The sequence below is a fragment of the Arenibacter certesii DSM 19833 genome, from assembly GCF_000429545.1.
GTDB lineage: Bacteria > Bacteroidota > Bacteroidia > Flavobacteriales > Flavobacteriaceae > Arenibacter > Arenibacter certesii.
Genome location: NZ_AUCB01000008.1, coordinates 20,886 through 40,284 on the forward strand (window position 1 = coordinate 20,886; position 19,399 = coordinate 40,284).

General features: G+C 39.2%; 13 protein-coding genes. 5 read left to right on the forward strand and 8 right to left on the reverse strand.

Annotation, left to right across the window (positions count from 1 at the left end; translation table 11 throughout):
- Positions 1-4 precede the first annotated feature (4 nt).
- On the reverse strand, positions 5-1,588 hold the full coding sequence (locus tag G466_RS0104605; protein ID WP_026812599.1) for an aldehyde dehydrogenase (NADP(+)): 1,584 nt from the start codon (positions 1,586-1,588) through the stop codon (positions 5-7).
- A gap of 377 nt (positions 1,589-1,965) precedes the next feature.
- Here G466_RS0104605 and G466_RS0104615 point away from each other — a divergent pair, with 377 nt between their 5' ends.
- The 5 genes from G466_RS0104615 to leuB all read left to right on the forward strand — a co-directional run bounded on the left by G466_RS0104615 (position 1,966) and on the right by leuB (position 8,702).
- On the forward strand, positions 1,966-3,528 hold the full coding sequence (locus G466_RS0104615; RefSeq protein ID WP_026812600.1) for a M28 family peptidase: 1,563 nt from the start codon (positions 1,966-1,968) through the stop codon (positions 3,526-3,528).
- A gap of 330 nt (positions 3,529-3,858) precedes the next feature.
- Positions 3,859-5,271, forward strand: coding sequence for a 3-isopropylmalate dehydratase large subunit (leuC, locus tag G466_RS0104620; RefSeq protein WP_026812601.1), 1,413 nt, complete (start codon positions 3,859-3,861; stop codon positions 5,269-5,271).
- A 67-nt stretch (positions 5,272-5,338) separates the two neighbouring features.
- The gene (gene leuD / locus G466_RS0104625; protein WP_026812602.1) at positions 5,339-5,935 is read left to right on the forward strand and encodes a 3-isopropylmalate dehydratase small subunit; all 597 of its coding nucleotides are present in this window, start codon (positions 5,339-5,341) and stop codon (positions 5,933-5,935) included.
- Positions 5,936-6,075: 140 nt separating this feature from the next.
- Positions 6,076-7,593 carry an alpha-isopropylmalate synthase regulatory domain-containing protein gene (locus G466_RS0104630; protein WP_026812603.1) on the forward strand — a complete coding sequence of 506 codons (1,518 nt, stop codon included), beginning with the start codon at positions 6,076-6,078 and terminating at the stop codon, positions 7,591-7,593.
- 53 nt (positions 7,594-7,646) lie between these two features.
- Complete coding sequence (gene leuB / locus G466_RS0104635; RefSeq protein WP_026812604.1) at positions 7,647-8,702, forward strand: 3-isopropylmalate dehydrogenase; 1,056 nt, start codon at positions 7,647-7,649, stop codon at positions 8,700-8,702.
- 103 nt (positions 8,703-8,805) lie between these two features.
- Here leuB and G466_RS0104640 read toward each other — a convergent pair whose 3' ends face one another.
- From G466_RS0104640 to ilvD, 7 genes are all read right to left on the reverse strand, one after another.
- Positions 8,806-10,008, reverse strand: a complete 1,203-nt coding sequence (locus G466_RS0104640) for an MFS transporter (protein WP_026812605.1) — start codon at positions 10,006-10,008, stop codon at positions 8,806-8,808.
- Positions 10,009-10,262: 254 nt separating this feature from the next.
- Positions 10,263-11,849: an NADP-dependent glyceraldehyde-3-phosphate dehydrogenase gene (locus tag G466_RS0104645; RefSeq protein ID WP_026812606.1), complete on the reverse strand. Its 1,587-nt coding sequence runs from the start codon at positions 11,847-11,849 to the stop codon at positions 10,263-10,265.
- A gap of 353 nt (positions 11,850-12,202) precedes the next feature.
- On the reverse strand, positions 12,203-13,456 hold the full coding sequence (ilvA, locus tag G466_RS0104650; protein ID WP_026812607.1) for a threonine ammonia-lyase IlvA: 1,254 nt from the start codon (positions 13,454-13,456) through the stop codon (positions 12,203-12,205).
- 71 nt (positions 13,457-13,527) lie between these two features.
- Positions 13,528-15,003, reverse strand: coding sequence for a ketol-acid reductoisomerase (ilvC, locus tag G466_RS0104655; RefSeq protein WP_026812608.1), 1,476 nt, complete (start codon positions 15,001-15,003; stop codon positions 13,528-13,530).
- 45 nt (positions 15,004-15,048) lie between these two features.
- A complete protein-coding gene (gene ilvN / locus G466_RS0104660) occupies positions 15,049-15,573 on the reverse strand; it encodes an acetolactate synthase small subunit (RefSeq protein WP_026812609.1) in 525 nt (174 codons plus the stop codon).
- Between the two features lie 104 nt (positions 15,574-15,677).
- Positions 15,678-17,411 (reverse strand): biosynthetic-type acetolactate synthase large subunit, encoded by a 1,734-nt coding sequence (gene ilvB, locus G466_RS0104665; protein WP_026812610.1) that lies wholly within the window; start codon positions 17,409-17,411, stop codon positions 15,678-15,680.
- Between the two features lie 77 nt (positions 17,412-17,488).
- Complete coding sequence (gene ilvD / locus G466_RS0104670; RefSeq protein WP_026812611.1) at positions 17,489-19,171, reverse strand: dihydroxy-acid dehydratase; 1,683 nt, start codon at positions 19,169-19,171, stop codon at positions 17,489-17,491.
- Between the last annotated feature and the right edge of the window lie 228 nt (positions 19,172-19,399).

Below are 19,399 nucleotides of genomic sequence, written 5' to 3' on the forward strand. Positions count from 1 at the left end.
ATCCTTAGATGTTTCGATCTGTATTTTCTCCATTTACCTGCCTCATAATCCCTAACACATTCTTATTTTGCAAGGCTTGGGGCAGTAGTTCCTCTGGCCAACTTTGAAATGATACCGGTCTCACCCATCTTTTTATGGCAGAGGTCCCAACAGAGGTAAACCTACTGTCGGTTGATGCGGGAAATGGTCCTCCGTGCATCATGGAAGGACAGACTTCCACTCCTGTAGGCACCCCATTAAATATAATACGCCCTACCCTTTTCATTAAGGCATTGGCCACCTTTGGTGATCTTTTTAATTCGTCCTCGTCACCCAAAATGGTACCCGTAAGTTGTCCCTCCAAATGATTAATAACATGGACTAACTCCTCCTTGTCCGAACAGCTAACTACTATTGAAAATGGTCCAAAGACCTCTCGGTGTAAGATAGGATTCTCCAAAAACACCTTCGCGTCCACAGCTAAAATCCTTTGGACAGCATGATTAGGAGGGATTTCTCCTTTTAAATCAGTAATTTTTTCAGTTCTGGGTTGAGCAGATAGTTCTTGCTTACCCCTTTGGTAACCATCATAAATGTTAGGATGCAACATACATGCAGGTTCTATTTTTTCGATTTCGGCACTCAAGGTGTTTATAAAATTAGAAAAACTCGCTCCTTTTATCCCTAAAATAAGTCCGGGATTGGTGCAGAATTGTCCTGCTCCCAAAGTAATGGATCCTGCATATTGAGCTGCCCAATATGCACCTTTCTCCTTTAAAGCTCCCGGTAACGCTACTACAGGATTTATACTGCCCATTTCTGCGAAAACGGGTATGGGTTCCTTTCGCTGATTTGCCAAGCGATATAAGGCCATCCCGCCATTAAAACTGCCAGTAAAACCTACCCCCTTAATTTTAGGGTGCATCGTTAAAAGTTGGCCTACCGCTACATCACTACTATTTAAATTGGAGAAGACCCCATCTGGCATCCCTGTTCTTTGTGCGGCCTTTATTATTGCGGAAGAAACTAATTCCCCGGTACCTGCGTGCATAGGGTGACTCTTTACAACTACGGGACATCCGGCAGCTAGAGCACTGGCCATATCCCCTCCGGCAGTAGAAAAGGCTAACGGAAAATTACTGGCGCCAAAAACTGCTATAGGTCCTATAGGAACCATCATTTTACGCAAATCTACTTTGGGCATTGGCTCCCTTGAAGGTTGCGCAGTATCAATCGTAGCCGCTACCCAAGAACCCTCCAATAACAAGGCTGCAAATGCCCTTAATTGCCCCATGGTCCTTCCGCGTTCTCCCAGGGCCCTGCCTTCTGGTAATCCAGATTCTTGCATAAAAACGGTAATCAATTGTTCCCCCAAAACTGCTATTTCGTCCGCAATGGCATTTAAAAATTTAGCCCTCTGAACATATGGAAGATTACTATAAGGGTCAAACGCCTTGGAAGCCTTTTCTACAGCAGCTTCAATTTCTTTAATATCCGCTTCATAAAATGTCCATTCCGTAGGTATATTCAATTTTGGATTGAAGGTGTGAAATGTTTTGCTTCCTTTCGCGGATTGCTCTTCCCCTATATAGTTCTTTCCTGTAATCATTATAAAATTATATTATCCAACTAGCACTTAATTGGTTTTGCATCCACTAATGTAAGATTTTAACCTATTATATAAAAGATAGCATCTAATAAGAAATGAAATGACCACCGTAATAATCATCTTAGAAAGTATTCTTATAAAAAGCAATAACCTTTAAAACCTAATCTGTTTTTCCAAAAACCTTTTCTTTATCGATGGCATTCTGCCTTTCCTTACATCAATATTAACACCTTATAATAAGCCTAATTTACTGGATATCATATTATCCTGGGTCACAGGAAAATGATGTTTCAGTTTTATAATAATACTAGGATAGTATCCTTTTTATTTTCCTTATTTTTGACAGATTTTGAATTTATTAATATTAATATCATACAATGAAAAGAATTTTGTTTGTTGCGCTAGGACTAACCATGGCGTGCAATTCATCGCAAAAAACGGTTAACAAGCAGACGGCACAACAGTTAGAGGATGTAAATCCTTTTACCTACGCCGAAACTATTACTGAAGCAGAATTAAAAGAGCATTTATACATCTATGCTTCTGATGAGTTTGAAGGTAGAGATACTGGAAAACCAGGCCAAAAGAAAGCAGTAGAATATATTAAAGCAGAATATATTAAAAATGGAATTCCCGCTGCCCAAGAAAATGGGGACTATTTTCAAGACGTTCCTTTAAGCATCAACAAATTACCTACTGGGAGTATTACTATCAATGGTAAAAAAATTGAAAACGGAGAAGGTATACTCAGCTTTACCCAAGCAAAAGGTAATTTTGACAATATAGTTTACGTAAACAATGGTATTGAAGAAGAAAATTACTCGGATTATGCCGGATTGGATGTAAAGGGAAAAATAGTTTTAATGAAGTCGGGGGAACCTATTAATGCTGATGGAACTTACACTATTTCTGGAAATCAGGAAAAGTCCGTTTGGAGCAATATGTCAGAATCTATTGGAAAGAGAATGGAATTGGCACAGAGCAAAGGCGCCGTTGGAGTTCTTTATTTTGACACTGACAATTATGGTCGTTTTAAAAATAGATTTAACCATATGCAGGCCAACGATAGTGGTCGTATGGGCTTAAAGGCAGATAACAATGAAGATTTCTTTTATTTGTTAGTCGATTCTTCAACTGCCAACGAATTACTTCCGAATATCACAGAAGAGAATTCTTCAAAAACTGTAGCTTCTAAAGTAGCACTAAACATAGAAAGTGCTAATGAGGATATACAATCAGAAAATGTAGTAGCTGTACTTAAAGGTTCAGAAAAGCCAAATGAGTATATTGTTATTTCTTCTCACTTAGACCACGTAGGTGTAAACAAGGAAGGGGAAATTTTTAATGGTGCAGACGATGATGGTTCTGGAACAGTTGGAATGTTAGAAATAGCACAAGCTTTTAAAGCCGCTGCAGATGCAGGTCACGGTCCAAAAAGATCTATTGTATTTTTACACGTTACGGCAGAAGAGAAAGGTTTGTTAGGATCTAAATATTACGCAGACTATGACCCTATATTTCCCCTGTCCGAAACAGTAGCAAATTTAAATATTGATATGATCGGGAGAATAGATCCAAAGAGAAGTGGGGAAAGAAACTACATCTATCTTATTGGAGCCGATAAGTTGAGTACTGAACTTCATGAAATCTCTGAAGCAGTCAATGAGAAATATATGAATATTGAACTGGATTACACCTATAATGATGAGAACGATCCTAACCGTTTTTATTACAGAAGTGATCACTACAACTTTGCCAAGAACAATATTCCGATCATTTTTTATTTTAATGGTACCCATGAGGACTATCACCTACCAGGCGATACTCCAGATAAAATAAACTACGATCTATTGGAAAACAGAACAAGATTGGTATTCCTTACCGCTTGGGAGTTAGCCAATAGAGATGCTAGAATTATTGTAGACAAACAAGCAAAATAACTATTGCTTTTTATTGTTGTTTTTCCTTGTAATAAACAATTAGCTACGGGGGTCGAAATTAAATTTCGACCCCCGTTTTTATTTTTGCCACCGATTATAATACCATTCGACTATCCACCTTAAACTTATCAAAGACACCACTATCACGGGAATAACGTAACTTATTTAAGCGGCCAATAGTCCAAGAAATCATGATTTTTAAGGTTGAACATCGTAATTCTATCCATTTTAATTTCAAGAACTTGTTAGATAGTTATAACTTAGCTTGATTAAGTTTTTAGGGCATATGCCTTTTACAAATAAAAAATAAGTAGTTTATAAAATAGTAAAATGAAGAAAACGTTATTCGATAAGGTTTGGGATTCCCATGTTGTACATTCCATAGAAAATGGCCCTGATGTACTTTTTATAGATCGCCATATGATTCATGAAGTTACTAGTCCAGTAGCTTTTCAGGGCTTAAAAACCAGGGATATTCCGGTGATGTATCCCGAAAAAACCTTTGCGACCGCAGATCACAACACCCCAACCATAAATCAACATTTACCAGTAGAAGATCCCCTTTCCGCCAATCAATTAAGGGCATTGGAAGAGAATTCCAATGAACACGGAATCTCGTATTGGGGATTGGGCCACAAAAAGAACGGAATAGTTCACGTGGTTGGTCCAGAATACGGTATTACTCAACCTGGGGCTACAATTGTATGTGGAGACTCCCATACCTCTACTCATGGTGCTTTTGGCGCTATTGCCTTTGGGATAGGAACTTCGGAAGTAGAGATGGTTTTGGCCACACAGTGTATTATGCAGCAAAAGGCCAAATCTATGAGGATCAATGTTAATGGTTCTCTGAACCGTGGTGTAACTCCAAAGGATGTTGCTCTTTATATAATTTCTAAACTCACTACTTCCGGGGCCACAGGATATTTTGTTGAATATGCAGGAGGGGTATTCAGAAATATGAGCATGGAAGGTAGAATGACGGTATGTAACCTAAGTATAGAAATGGGTGCCCGAGGCGGGATGATTGCTCCTGATGAAAAGACATTTGAATATATAAAGGGAAGGGAATTTACTCCTGTTGGGGAAGCTTGGGATAAAGCTATGAGCTATTGGAGTACTTTAAAATCAGATGAGGGTGCTCAATTTGATCATGAAGTTACTTTTGATGCCGCTGATATTGAACCAATGATCACCTTTGGGACCAATCCTGGAATGGGAATGGCTATAACTAAAGATATCCCAATGGCCAAGGATGTTGAGGGCGCTGTTAACACCTATAAAAAGTCTTTGGAATATATGAATTTTCAAGAGGGGGATAATATGATTGGAAAACCAATCGATTTTGTTTTCCTTGGAAGTTGTACCAACGGCCGTATAGAAGATTTTAGGGCTTTCGCTTCTATAGTTAAAGGAAGAAAGAAAGCAGATAACGTTACTGCATGGTTGGTGCCTGGCTCTCATAAGGTAGTTTCCGCAATTAAGGAAGAAGGCATACTAGAGGTATTACAAGAAGCAGGATTTGCTTTACGCGAACCAGGATGTTCTGCTTGTTTGGCCATGAACGACGATAAGGTTCCAGCAGGAAAATACGCCGTTAGCACCTCTAACAGGAATTTTGAAGGTAGACAAGGGCCGGGAGCTAGAACACTATTAGCCAGTCCATTAGTAGCAGCCGCAGCGGCGGTTACTGGGAAGGTTACCGACCCAAGAGAACTGATGGAGCTAGAGATGGCACACTAAATCCAAAGAATAAGAACTTAATAAAATTCGCATAAAGCCTTTTGTGCTTAGCAAAAAAGTAATAATAATGGCATACGATAAATTTACAGTTTTAAAATCAACAGGAGTCCCACTTCCAATAGAAAATGTGGATACAGACCAGATCATCCCAGCGCGATTTCTAAAAGCCACCGAACGTAAAGGTTTTGGAGATAATCTATTTCGTGATTGGAGATACCATCCGGACAATACTCCGAAAAAGGATTTTGTTTTGAACAATCCAATCTACGGTGGAAAAATATTAGTAGGTGGAAAAAATTTTGGTTCAGGATCTTCCCGTGAACACGCGGCATGGGCGGTTTATGACTATGGATTTAGATGTGTAGTATCTAGCTTCTTTGCCGATATTTTTAGAAACAACTGCTTAAATATAGGGGTTCTTCCGGTACAGGTTAGTCCTGAGTTCTTACATAAAATTTTTACAGCGATAGAGGCAGACCCTAAAACAGAAATTGTAGTAGACTTACAAGAACAATCCATTACCCTTACGGCCACCGGAGAAAAGGAGAATTTTGATATCAACGATTACAAAAAGCAGAATATGCTGAACGGTTTTGACGATATCGATTATCTTTTGAACATTAAGGAAGACATCCGGGATTTTGCTAAAAACGCACCGCTATAAAATGATGGATCTTAAATAAAAAGTTGGATTTTAGATTGCCCGGGGTTACTTGTTGAACTATATTCTACAAACCAGTTTAGGCAGTATATGAGAATATTTAGTTAATGGGCAATAGGAATACGTACACTACTTCCGCATAAATGAAAAGAAGAAAAATTGAAATAATGGATACCACCCTCCGTGATGGAGAACAAACGTCGGGGGTATCCTTTTCAGCATCCGAAAAACTCACACTGGTTAAATTACTGCTAGAAGAGCTAAAAGTAGATAGGATTGAAGTAGCTTCGGCAAGGGTCTCCGATGGGGAACTTTCCGCTGTCCAACAAATTACCGATTGGGCAGATAACGTTGGATTTTTGGACCGCATAGAAGTATTGACTTTTGTAGATAATGGGGTTTCCTTGGACTGGATGAAAAAAGCCGGTGCGAAAGTGCAAAACTTGTTGACCAAAGGGTCCATGAACCATTTGACCCATCAACTGAAGAAAACGCCAGAACAACACTTTAAAGAAATTGGAGCCTCATTGGCCGCTGCCGAAAGAGAAGGAATCTCTAGTAATGTTTATTTAGAGGACTGGAGCAATGGAATGAAGAGCTCTAAAGAATATGTTTTTCAATTTTTAGACTTCCTAGCTACACAGCCGGTAAAAAGAATATTGCTCCCAGATACTTTAGGAATACTCACGCATAACCAGACCTATGATTATATTTCTGAAATAGTTGGCCGTTATCCAAACTTACATTTCGATTTCCATGGCCATAATGATTATGACCTAAGTGTTTCTAACGTAATGGAGGCCGTAAAAGCTGGTTGTCAGGGACTACACCTTACCGTTAACGGAATGGGAGAAAGAGCTGGAAATGCTCCTATGGCAAGCGTAATAGCCGTTATAAATGATTTTTTACCCCAAGTTATGGTGGGTGTAAACGAAACATCCCTGCATAAAGTAAGTAAGGTGGTTTCTGCATTTACCGGATTTGGTATCCCCGCCAATAAGCCTATCGTGGGTGATAATGTATTCACCCAAACAGCTGGAATACATGCGGATGGGGACTCTAAAAAGAACTTGTATTTTAATGACCTAATGCCCGAACGCTTTGGTAGGAAGAGAAAATACGCTTTGGGAAAGACATCGGGGAAAGCCAATATTCAAAAGAATTTACAGGAACTGGGACTCACCCTAAATGACGAGGAGCTTAAAAAAGTTACTGCTCGGATTATTGAACTTGGAGATAAAAAGGAAAAGGTTACTAAAGACGACCTACCCTTTATTATATCCGATGTTTTAGATAGTGATACCCATCATCAAAAGGTCTTTGTAAAATCGTATGTACTCACCCATGCAAAGGGTTTAATGCCTTCCACTACCCTAGCTATAGAAATTAATGGTGAATCAATAGAGGCCAATGCCCAAGGAGATGGCCAGTACGATGCCTTTATGAATGCCCTTAAAAAGGTGTATGCCTCAAAAAAAATAAAGCTGCCCACCTTGGTAGATTATGCGGTCCGGATTCCCCCTGGAAGTAATTCTGATGCGCTATGTGAAACCATTATTACTTGGGATTGGGACGGGAAAGAACTTATCTCGAGAGGTCTGGATTCGGACCAAACGGTATCGGCGATTAAAGCCACTGAAAAAATGTTGAACATAATTTAAGGTTAGGCAGTTAATTTTTAGCCTTAACAAAATCATAAATAAAAACGTAACAAATGAAATTAAACATTGCCCTTTTAGCAGGAGATGGAATTGGTCCTGAAGTAATAGATCAGGCAGTAAAGGTATCTAATGCGATAGCAAAAAAATATAATCACGAAATTAACTGGAAACCTGCTCTAACTGGAGCAGCAGCTATAGATGCCGTTGGTGAGCCTTACCCAGATGAGACTCATGCCATTTGCGAAGCTGCCGACGCGGTTTTATTTGGCGCCATAGGACATCCTAAATATGATAACGACCCATCTGCTAAGGTGAGACCCGAGCAAGGATTACTGAAAATGCGTCAAAAACTTGGCCTATTTGCTAATGTTAGGCCCACCTTTACCTTCCCCTCCCTTATAGATAAATCTCCATTAAAACGAGAAAGAATAGAAGGAACAGACCTAGTAATTCTAAGAGAACTAACTGGAGGTATTTATTTTGGTAAAAGAGGCAGGGAAGACAATGGAGATACCGCATATGATACGTGTACCTATACCCGAGAAGAAGTAAAACGCCTAGCTAAGAAAGGATTTGAATTGGCAATGACCCGTTCTAAAAAATTGTGCTGTGTAGATAAGGCCAATGTCCTGGAAACCTCTCGTTTATGGCGTGAAACAGTACAAGCAATGGAAAAAGACTATCCAGAAGTAACCGTTTCCTATGAGTTTGTAGATGCCGTAGCCATGAGATTGGTACAATGGCCAAGCTCTTATGATGTAATGATCACCGAAAATTTATTTGGAGATATATTAACCGATGAAGCATCGGTAATTTCTGGGTCTATGGGTCTTATGCCGTCTGCCTCTATAGGAAATAAAACTAAATTATACGAGCCTATTCATGGATCTTACCCACAAGCGGCTGGTAAAGATATTGCCAATCCTTTAGCTACGGTATTGTCTGCAGCTATGATGTTCGAGGACTTTAACCTTAAGGAAGAAGCACAGGCCATTAGAGACGCAGTCAATAAATCATTGGCCGAGGGAATCGTTTCCGAAGATCTTGCTGAAGGTGGAAAAGCTTATAAAACAAGTGAAATAGGAGATTGGTTAGTGAAAAACATCTAAAGTAGAACAGCGGAATCCGCTAAAACCATACTATATAAAAAGATCCCAATTGTATTCTACACTTGGGATCTTTTATTTTATTCTACTTACTTAAAAATATAGGCTATTGGTTAAACGCCAGCGACCTTGCTCTTCTTCTCTTTTTAGACCTTCTAGTGATAACGATTAATATTCCAATTAGAACACCACTAGCGGCCATACTAGCCCCAACAATACTAGGTGCGGTAAAATCGGCTCCCATTGCTATTGGTAAGCCTCCAAAATATGCCCCAGAGGCATTTCCCATATTAAAAGCACTGTGATTCATGGATGCCCCTAACATTTCGGAACCTTTTGCCGACCTTATAAAAGCCATTTGAATTGGGGTAGATACCGTAAATGATATCATCCCGATCACAAAGGTCCAAATTAAAATTCCAGTAGGATTAGTAGCGATAACGCTATTGAGGAGTAGAACGGTCACCATTAATGATAAACTTATAATTACCGCCTTCATAGGAGTGAAAATCTCAGCCATCTTGGCACCTATAAAATTCCCCACTACCATACCGGAACCAGCAATGATCATAGCGTAACTCACCATGGTTTGCGTATGTCCAGAAACCTCTGTCAATAAAGGAGCTATATAACTATACCACGCAAAAAATCCACCTGTACCTACAATGGTCAATAAAATGATAACCCATAATTCCAATCTCTTAAAAACCTTTAGATCTTTAATCATTCCCTCAGACGATGCACGTTCTAATTGCGGCATCCAGAAATAAAGGGCAAGCATAGTGAACACACCCACAATACCGACCAAAATAAAAGAAAGGCTCCAGCTGTAATGTTGCCCCAAATACGTGCCTAGTGGCACGCCCACTACATTGGCCACTGTTAGCCCTGCAAACATAATTGCAATCGCCTGGGCAGCCTTTCCTTTTCTGGCAAGTTTACCAGCGACCACTGCCCCAATGCCAAAAAATGCACCATGGGGAAGACCAGATAAGAATCTGGTTACCAACATCATATCATAACTAGTAGAAAAAGCTGAGACAGTGTTAAATACAGTGAACCATAACATTAAAAAGAGCAATACCTTATGTGCAGACCACCTACCGCTCAATAATGTTAAGGTTGGAGCCCCTACTACTACACCTAACGCATAGGCTGCTATAAAGTGTCCGGCTTGTGGAATGGTGATTTGAAGCGAGCTAGCAACATTAGGTAATATACCCATGATAACAAATTCTGTCATTCCTATTCCAAATCCGCCCATTGCTAAGGCGAAAAGTGCTTTTTTGTTCGTTTTATCCAATCCCATATATCTATAACTCTTCTTTATTGCCGTGGTATTTTAACATGGCACAATATGCCCTAGCAAAGAAACCGCAATTTAAATGCTGACTTTCTGTTCTAAAAAAGCCGCAAAATTACGTGCTTTTCAGTGATTACTTCCCTATTTAACCAATCTTTAGGTCTTATTCCCGTTTTTATCAATCACCTTAACACTTAAAAACCAAGAGACCTGCCAGATATAAAAAAATGACAGGTCTCTTAATGCTTATAAAATATAGATTATAATATATAATCCGTACTGATAAAGTTAGACAATTTAGTTTCAAGCAATTTCTCCACGGTCTCTGTGTTTAAATCATTGTCTTTAAAAGCCACAAACGTCCTTACAGAAAATGAGCGTAGTGCATCGTGAACACTTAAAGTGGATTGCGCAGAATCCTTACGTCCCGTAAATGGATATACATCTGGACCACGCTGACAGGAGCTGTTAAGATTCACACGACACACCAAGTTCACCAAAGTATCAATTAAAGGCGCTATGGCATAAACGTCTTTACCGAACAGGCTTACCTGTTGTCCGTAGTTAGATTCGGCCATATCGTTTAATGGCTCCTCTATATCTTTAAATGTTAGGACTGGAATTACGGGACCAAATTGCTCTTCATGGTATACTCGCATACTTCTATCAACAGGAAACAATACCGCTGGCCAAATATAATTATCAGAATGTACTCCTCCTTTTTTATTTAATATTTTGGCACCTTTTTCTACCGCATCATCAATCAGTTCATGAATATAGGCAGGCTTCCCTGGCTCTGGTAAAGGTGTAAGATTTACACCGCTTTCCCATGGATTTCCAAATTTAAGTTGATCTACTCTTTCGGAGAAACGCTTATTAAATTCACTTGCGATATCCTCATGTACATAGATCACTTTCAGCGCAGTACAACGTTGCCCGTTGAAAGATAAGGTTCCTGCAAGACATTCATTGATGGTTAAGTCTAGGTCTGCATCGGGAAGGATTATAGCCGGATTCTTGGCTTCCAACCCGAGCACTAAACGCAATCTGTTGCTCTTAGGGTGCTGATTTTGTAAGGCGTTGGCCGATTTACTATTCCCGATCAAGGCCAAAACGTCTACCTTCCCAGTCTGCATAATAGGTGCCGCTACAGCCCTACCTCGGCCGAATATTATATTCACCACACCCCTAGGAAAGCTAGTCTGAAAAGCTTCCAATAAAGGCGTAATTAATAGTACACCGTGTTTTGCCGGTTTAAAAATAGTGGTGTTTCCCATTATAATTGCAGGGATCAACAAAGCGAATGTTTCGTTTAATGGATAGTTATAGGGCCCTAAACACAGCACTACGCCTAATGGTCCCCTCCTTATATGGGCGTAAACACCGTCGTGCTTTTCAAATTTAGCAGCATCACGATCCAACTTTTTATAGTCTTCAATGGTATCCTCTATGTATTCTACTGTACGATCAAATTCCTTCTGTGAGTCTCCTAGAGATTTACCAATTTCCCACATCAGCAGTTTTACCACCACATCTCTTTTGGTCTTCATTTTGGTAACAAAGACCTCCATACACTCAATTCTTTCCTGTACCCTCATGGTAGGCCAAATTCCCTTTCCCTTATTATAGGCTTTATCTGCAGCACCTAATGCTTCTAATGCCTCTTCTTCACCCATATCTGGAATACTCCCCAACAAAGTTGGTGCATAGGCTTCTGTTGATGAAATGGTGGAATAAACATCACTTGTTTTACCGGTCCATGTTTTAAGTTCCCCATTTACCAAATAGGTAGATTGGTGTATTTTACTCGTAATTTGGAATTCTTCTGGTATGATTGTATTACTCATAAATTCTCATTTGATATAATGATGGTAGATAAAAAATTAACTTTCTCCGTACTAAAATACTAAAAGTGGGTTTCATAAAATAATAAAAGAAAGGATCGGCCTAACCTATCGGCATTCGAAAACGGTTTCGCAACGATTAATTAATAAAAGCGTATCCAATTGTTATTAAATTAAGGTCTATTTTGCTCCAATCCAAAGTATTTTCTTCATGCTGATGTTGAAAACTCCTAGCTAAAATTCTGCTTTACAAACTACCTCCTTTTCGTATTATACCTGGCTACTTTTTAAAGGTAGTAAAGCGATTTTAGGTAGGCAGATGAATTACCAAACAAAATGAATATTTTCAATTGGCTTTAAATAAGGTATTGAAAAAGGTCTGGCTTATCGTTGATATACTCACCAAAAAAGTTATTATCCTTCATACGTTTAACCAAAGGGGCCAGATCTTCAGGACAAGTTAACTCTATCCCTACTACTGCAGGTGCATTCTCCTTACTGGATTTTTTTGAATACTCAAAATGGGTAATATCATCATTTGGCCCTAAAATTTCGGCCACAAACTGTTTTAAAGCGCCAGGACGTTGTGGAAAACGCACTATAAAATAATGCTTTAACTTTCCATACAAAAGGGCTCTTTCCTTTATCTCTGCAGTTCTGGTAATATCATTATTACTACCACTTACTACACAGACTACATTCTTTCCTTTTATTTGTTCCTTATAATCGTCCAGAACAGTTAAAGTAAGTGCACCTGCTGGCTCTACTACAATAGCATCCCTATTATAAAGATCTAATATAGTTTGGCAAACCTTGCCTTCTGGTACAGTAACCATATCGTGAAGGTATTCTTTACAAATATTAAAAGTAAAGTCCCCCACCCTTTTTACTGAAGCTCCATCAATAAATTTATCGATGTGCTCCAATTCCGTATTCTGTCCTTTTTGTATAGATGTTTTCATGGACGGTGCTCCTTCCGGTTCTACTCCTATAATTTTGGTTTGAGGAGATAAGGTTTTAAAAACAGCACATAGCCCTGAAGCTAAACCCCCGCCCCCAACAGCCACAAAAAGATAGTCTATGGGAACCTTGGATTGTTCTAAAATTTCCAGTCCTACAGTCGCCTGACCCTCAATTATTTTAGGGTCGTCAAAAGGATGAATAAAAGTTTTCTGGTTAAGAGAACAAAATTCTTTAGCAGCCTTGGAAGAATCGTCAAAAGAATCCCCTTCCAACACTACGGTTACCCAATCACCACCAAATAATTTTGTTTGCTCTACCTTTTGTTTTGGGGTTACACTTGGCATATAAATAGTTCCATTAATGCCTAAATGGTTACAAGCAAAAGCCACACCTTGCGCATGATTTCCAGCGCTGGCGCAAACCACACCATTTACTAATTGCTCGGGATCTAACGAAGAAATCTTATTAAATGCCCCTCTTATTTTATAGCTTCTTACCCTGTGAAGGTCTTCGCGTTTTAATAAAACATTGGAATCATAAGCTTTGGAATACCGTATGCTCTGTGTTAAAGGGGTAACATCCGCTACCTGACGAATCGTAATTGCCGCTTTTCGGACATCTTCAATTTTGGGAAAATACGAACTCATATATAATAATAAAAAAGAAGACCTGCCTAGTTATAAAAACCCGACAGGTCTTATTATTAGATCAATTTAAATTACACGATAGGTTTCATTGCGGTCATTGAAGCACGTAATCTAGCCCCAACTATTTCTACTGGATGCTCTCGCAACGCTTTGTTAACTGCAATCAATTTGGCATTATCTACACCTACATGTTTTTCATCAGCAAAATGCTTCCCAATTACATCGGTATCAACAGTTTTCATAAAATCGGCCAATAATGGCTTACATGCATGATCAAACAAATAACAACCGTACTCTGCCGTATCTGAAATTACCCTGTTCATTTCAAATAATTTCTTTCTGGCAATCGTATTCGCGATTAAAGGAGTTTCGTGTAAGGACTCATAATAAGCAGATTCTGCAATAATTCCCGATTCTATCATGGATTCGAATGCCAATTCCACTCCAGCGCGCACCATAGCTACCATCAATACGCCATGGTCATAGTACTCTTGTTCCGAAATATCATGGGCACCCGCTGGCGTTTTTTCAAAAGCGGTTTCTCCAGTTTCTGCTCTCCATGCTAACAAGTTCTTATCATCATTAGCCCAGTCTTCCATCATTGTTTTAGAGAAATGGCCACTCATGATATCGTCCATATGCTTATGGAAAAGCGGACGCATTATATCCTTCAATTCTTCAGAAAGTTCAAACGCCTTTATTTTGGCCGGATTAGACAAGCGATCCATCATATGGGTAATTCCACCATACTTAAGTCCCTCAGTTATGGTTTCCCAACCGTACTGTATCAACTTAGATGCATATCCAGGCTCAATACCCTTTTCAATCATTTTATCGAAACAAAGAATAGAACCCGTTTGCAACAAACCACATAGAATGGTCTGCTCTCCCATTAAATCTGACTTCACCTCAGCGACGAAGGAAGATTCCAAAACGCCAGCTTTATGACCTCCTGTAGCAACTGCATACGCTTTAGCCAGTGCAAGGCCCTTACCTTCTGGATCATTATCTGGATGCACCGCTATCAAAGTAGGCACCCCAAATCCTCTCTTAAACTCTTCCCTTACTTCAGAACCTGGACATTTTGGCGCCACCATAATAACAGTAATGTCATTTCTGATATCCATTCCCTCTTCCACGATATTAAAGCCATGAGAGTAAGATAAGGTTGCTCCTTTTTTCATTAGCGGCATAATTGTAGCAACTACGGCTGTATGTTGTTTATCTGGAGTTAAGTTAATAACGAGATCAGCGGTTGGAATCAACTCTTCGTAAGTACCTACGCTAAATCCGTTCTCGGTAGCATTTAAGTAAGACTGTCTTTTTTCCTTTATTGCCGCTTCCCTAAGCGTATAAGATATGTCTAGACCAGAATCTCGCATGTTCAATCCTTGGTTTAACCCTTGGGCACCACATCCTACTATTACAATTTTTTTCCCTTTTAAGGCTGATACTCCATCAGAAAATTCCGTAGATTCCATAAACCTACATTGTCCCAATTGAATCAATTGCTCTCTTAATGATAGTGTATTAAAATAATTTGTCATTTTCTTAAATCGATTTTTTATTCTGACGCTTGTCAGAGTTATTATTTATAAATTAAATTCTTTAAGTAATGCTGAAATCTGCATCTCGGATTTGGAAACTGCAATTCTTCCTGAACGTACAAATTGCATGATACCATATGGTTTTAATTGCTGGTACATATCGTCTATCTCATTCCTTCTGCCACTTTTTGCCAAAACAAAAAAGTCTCTGGATACGGTAACAATCTGAGAATTGCTCTCCTTGATTATGTTTTGGATATTCCTTTCATCGAACAACAGGCTAGAATCTATTTTAAACAATGCTGATTCTTGATAAATAATCTCTTCATCGGTATGATAAAATGTTTTTATCACCTCTATCTGTTTCTCAACCTGCCCTACAATATTACGCACCCAATCTTCCGTTGTATAAACTACTATAGTAAATTTAGATACATTATCTATCTCCGATTTTGAAACGTTTAAACTCTCTATGTTTATATGACGCTTTAAAAATATCCCAGATATTCTATTCAGTAATCCTACGCTATTTTCGGAATATACTGATATCGTAAACCATTTTTTTTCCATCCCCTAATTTCTTGCCCTTCCTAGATATTTGGGCAATTTTAATTAATATTTATTTTTTTACTGAATTGATTAGTCCACCTGACCAATTCAGTTTACATCCCTTCTTATTTTAACCTAATATCCGACACGGAAGCTCCAGAAGGCACCATAGGAAAAACATTATCCTCTTTTTCCACACATACCTCAAGGAAATAAGCATCTTTAGAGGCCAACATTTCTTGAATGGTTGCTTTAAGGTCCTTTCGCTCACTTATACGTTTTGCTTGAATGCTATACCCTTCGGCAATTTTTACAAAGTCTGGATTTACCATTACTGTAGAAGCATATCTACTTTCAAAAAACAATTCTTGCCATTGACGAACCATTCCCAGGTGATCGTTATTCAGTACTACAATCTTTACAGGAGTTTTATTCTGAAAAATGGTTCCTAGTTCCTGAATGGTCATCTGGTAACCTCCATCTCCGATAATAGCCACTACCTCTCTATCCATTGCTCCCATTTTGGCGCCAATAGCTGCAGGTAAAGCAAATCCCATTGTTCCCAAACCTCCAGAAGTAACGTTACTTTTAGATTGTTTAAACTTAGCGTATCGGCAAGCGATCATTTGATGCTGGCCCACATCCGAAACTATAATTGCTTTATGACCGGAGGCTAAATTGATTTCTTCTATAACCTCAGCCATAGTGAGTTTTTCCTTAGTAGGATGAACGTCATTTTTAATGACCTGCTCAAACTCAATCTCATACTTTTCCTTGAATATATTGTGCCATTCTTCATGCTTGTTGGGGTTTACTAACGGCAAAATAAGTCCCAAGGTGTCTTTAGCGTTTCCCAATACGGCAACATCGGCTTTCACATTCTTATTAATCTCTGCGGGATCAATATCAAAATGGATTACCTTGGCCTGTTTCGCATAAGTAGCCAAGCTACCGGTAACCCTATCATCAAAACGCATCCCAATAGCGATAAATACATCACACTCATTGGTTAGAACGTTTGGTGCGTAATTCCCATGCATTCCCACCATTCCAACATTTAGGGGGTGATCGGTATCCATGGCCGATAGTCCCAAAATAGTCCAGGCCGCAGGAATTCCTGCTTTTTCAACCAAGGCCTTCAACTGCTCCTCGGCCTCACCTAATATTACGCCTTGACCAAATACAATTAGTGGTTTTTTGGCCGAATTGATCAATTCGGCGGCGCTTATTATCGATTTTGGATCTGGTTTAGGATACGGATTATAGCTACGAACCCCCTTACAGTGCTCATAAGTAAAATCGAACTCCTCAAACTGAGCGTTTTTAGTGATATCTACCAATACAGGCCCTGGCCTCCCAGACCGAGCAATATAAAAAGCCTTTGCCAATACTTCCGGAATTTCCGAAGCTTTGGTAACTTGACAGTTCCATTTGGTTACCGGTGTAGAAATTCCGATAATATCGGTTTCCTGAAAAGCATCAGACCCCAATAATTCACGAGGTACCTGACCGGTGATACACACCATTGGAGTAGAATCTATCTGAGCATCAGCCAAACCTGTCACTAAGTTAGTTGCTCCCGGACCCGAAGTTGCAACAGCTACTCCCACTTTCCCAGTAACCCTAGCATACCCTTGGGCAGCATGGGTAGCACCCTGTTCGTGGCGGGTAAGGATATGGGTAAGCTTATCCTGAAACTTATATAGTTCATCATAAAGTGGCATAATAGCGCCACCTGGATATCCGTAAATTAAATCTACCCCTTCTGCCAATAGGCAATGGATAATAGCCTCGGCACCACTAATTCTTAGGGTTTCCTTCTTTTTTGACTCTATTTTCTCCTTTTTCAATGTTTCCATAATCACAAACCAAATCGGTTAACATATTGGTATCTCTACCCTTAATATTTCCTAAATAGGAAATTATTTATTTGCCGTTAAAATTCATCCGTAACACACCCTTTGGATGCAGACGATACTGTTTTTGCGTATTTATAAAGGACACCACGCTGAAACTTTAGCGCTGGTGCTGTCCAGTTTGCTCTTCTACTTTGTAATTCCTCATCTGAAACTTCAATATTGATGGTATTTTTCACCGCATCAATAATAATAACATCCCCATTTTCTACCAGGGCAATATTACCTCCATTTTGCGCTTCCGGTGCAACGTGGCCCACTACAAACCCATGAGACCCTCCGGAAAAACGACCATCTGTAATTAAAGCAACCTCTTTACCTAAGCCTGCTCCCATAATAGAAGAAGTTGGCTTTAACATTTCTGGCATTCCAGGGCCTCCTTTAGGACCTTCATACCTAATTATTACAACATCTCCTTTTTTTACTTTTCCGTTCTTAATACCTTCATTTACGGCATCTTCCCCATCAAATACATTGGCCGTACCCTTAAAGTACAATCCTTCTTTTCCGGTAATTTTTGCAACCGCTCCTTCCGTAGCTAAGTTTCCAAAAAGAATTCGAATGTGGCCTGTTTCTTTTATTGGTTTATCTAACGTCCTTACAATGTCTTGCCCATCTAGTAAATTAGGTACATTCTCTAAGTTTTCTGCTAGAGTTTTACCTGTTACCGTTAAACAATCCCCATGAAGCATATCATTATCCAATAGGTATTTTAGTACTCCTGGAATACCCCCTACATTATGAAGTTCTTCCATTGAATATTTACCGCTTGGCTTAAGATCTGCCAATAGCGGAGTAGTATCGCTTATCCTTTTAAAATCATCCAAAGTAAACTCGATCTGAGCCGCTTTTGCTATAGCTAAAAAATGAAGTACAGCATTGGTAGACCCGCCAAGGACGGTAACCAGCCTAAAAGCATTCTCTAAGGATTTTTTGGATACGATATCCGATGGCTTAATATCTTTCTCTAATAATAGACGTAGCGCTTCACCGGCCCTCACAGATTCCTGTTCCTTTAATTTCTCACTACTTACCGCCGGATTGGAAGAGTTAAATGGAAGCGACATCCCTAATGCTTCTATCGCAGATGCCATAGTATTTGCAGTATACATACCCCCGCAAGCACCTGCCCCCGGACATGCTTTATGAATAACTTCTTGAAATTCTGACTCGTCAATCGTTCCTGCTACTTTCTGACCATATGCCTCAAATGCAGAAATAATATCTAATTTTTTACCATTATGGCAACCGGAAGCAATAGTACCCCCATAAACTAATATAGAAGGTCTATTTAAACGCAACATAGCCATTAAAGCGCCAGGCATATTTTTATCACAGCCGACAACAGTAATCAGACCGTCATAACTCATACCTTGTACCACGGTTTCCATTGAGTCTGCAATAATATCTCTAGAAGGCAATGAATATCGCATCCCCTGAGTACCATTTGCTATTCCGTCACTAACTCCTATCGTATTAAAAATCAACCCAATCAAACCAGCATTATCAGCTCCTTTTTTAATATACGTAGCCAAATCGTTCAAATGCATATTGCAAGGATTGCCCTCGTAACCTGTACTAGCTATTCCTATTAATGGTTTTTGCAAATCTTCATCTGTTAATCCAATGGCATGCAACATCGCTTGAGCTGCTGGCAAGGTAGGATCCTGAGTAACGCTTTTACTAAACTTATTTAATTCCATTGATTTATTTCTTTCTATTTTAATACAGTACAACTACCAAAGATAAAAGTTTAAAACCCATTAGTTCCTTAACATAAATGAATGATTTAAATCCAGTCTCACCTATTGCAGGTTAACTATCTGACAGTCAAATAGATAGATAGATAATTCATATCATATTCAGTAGGGTTTTATTCTTCAGTATTTCAGTTTAATCTATGCTTATTTAAGGTGAAAATCTCCTTTCCA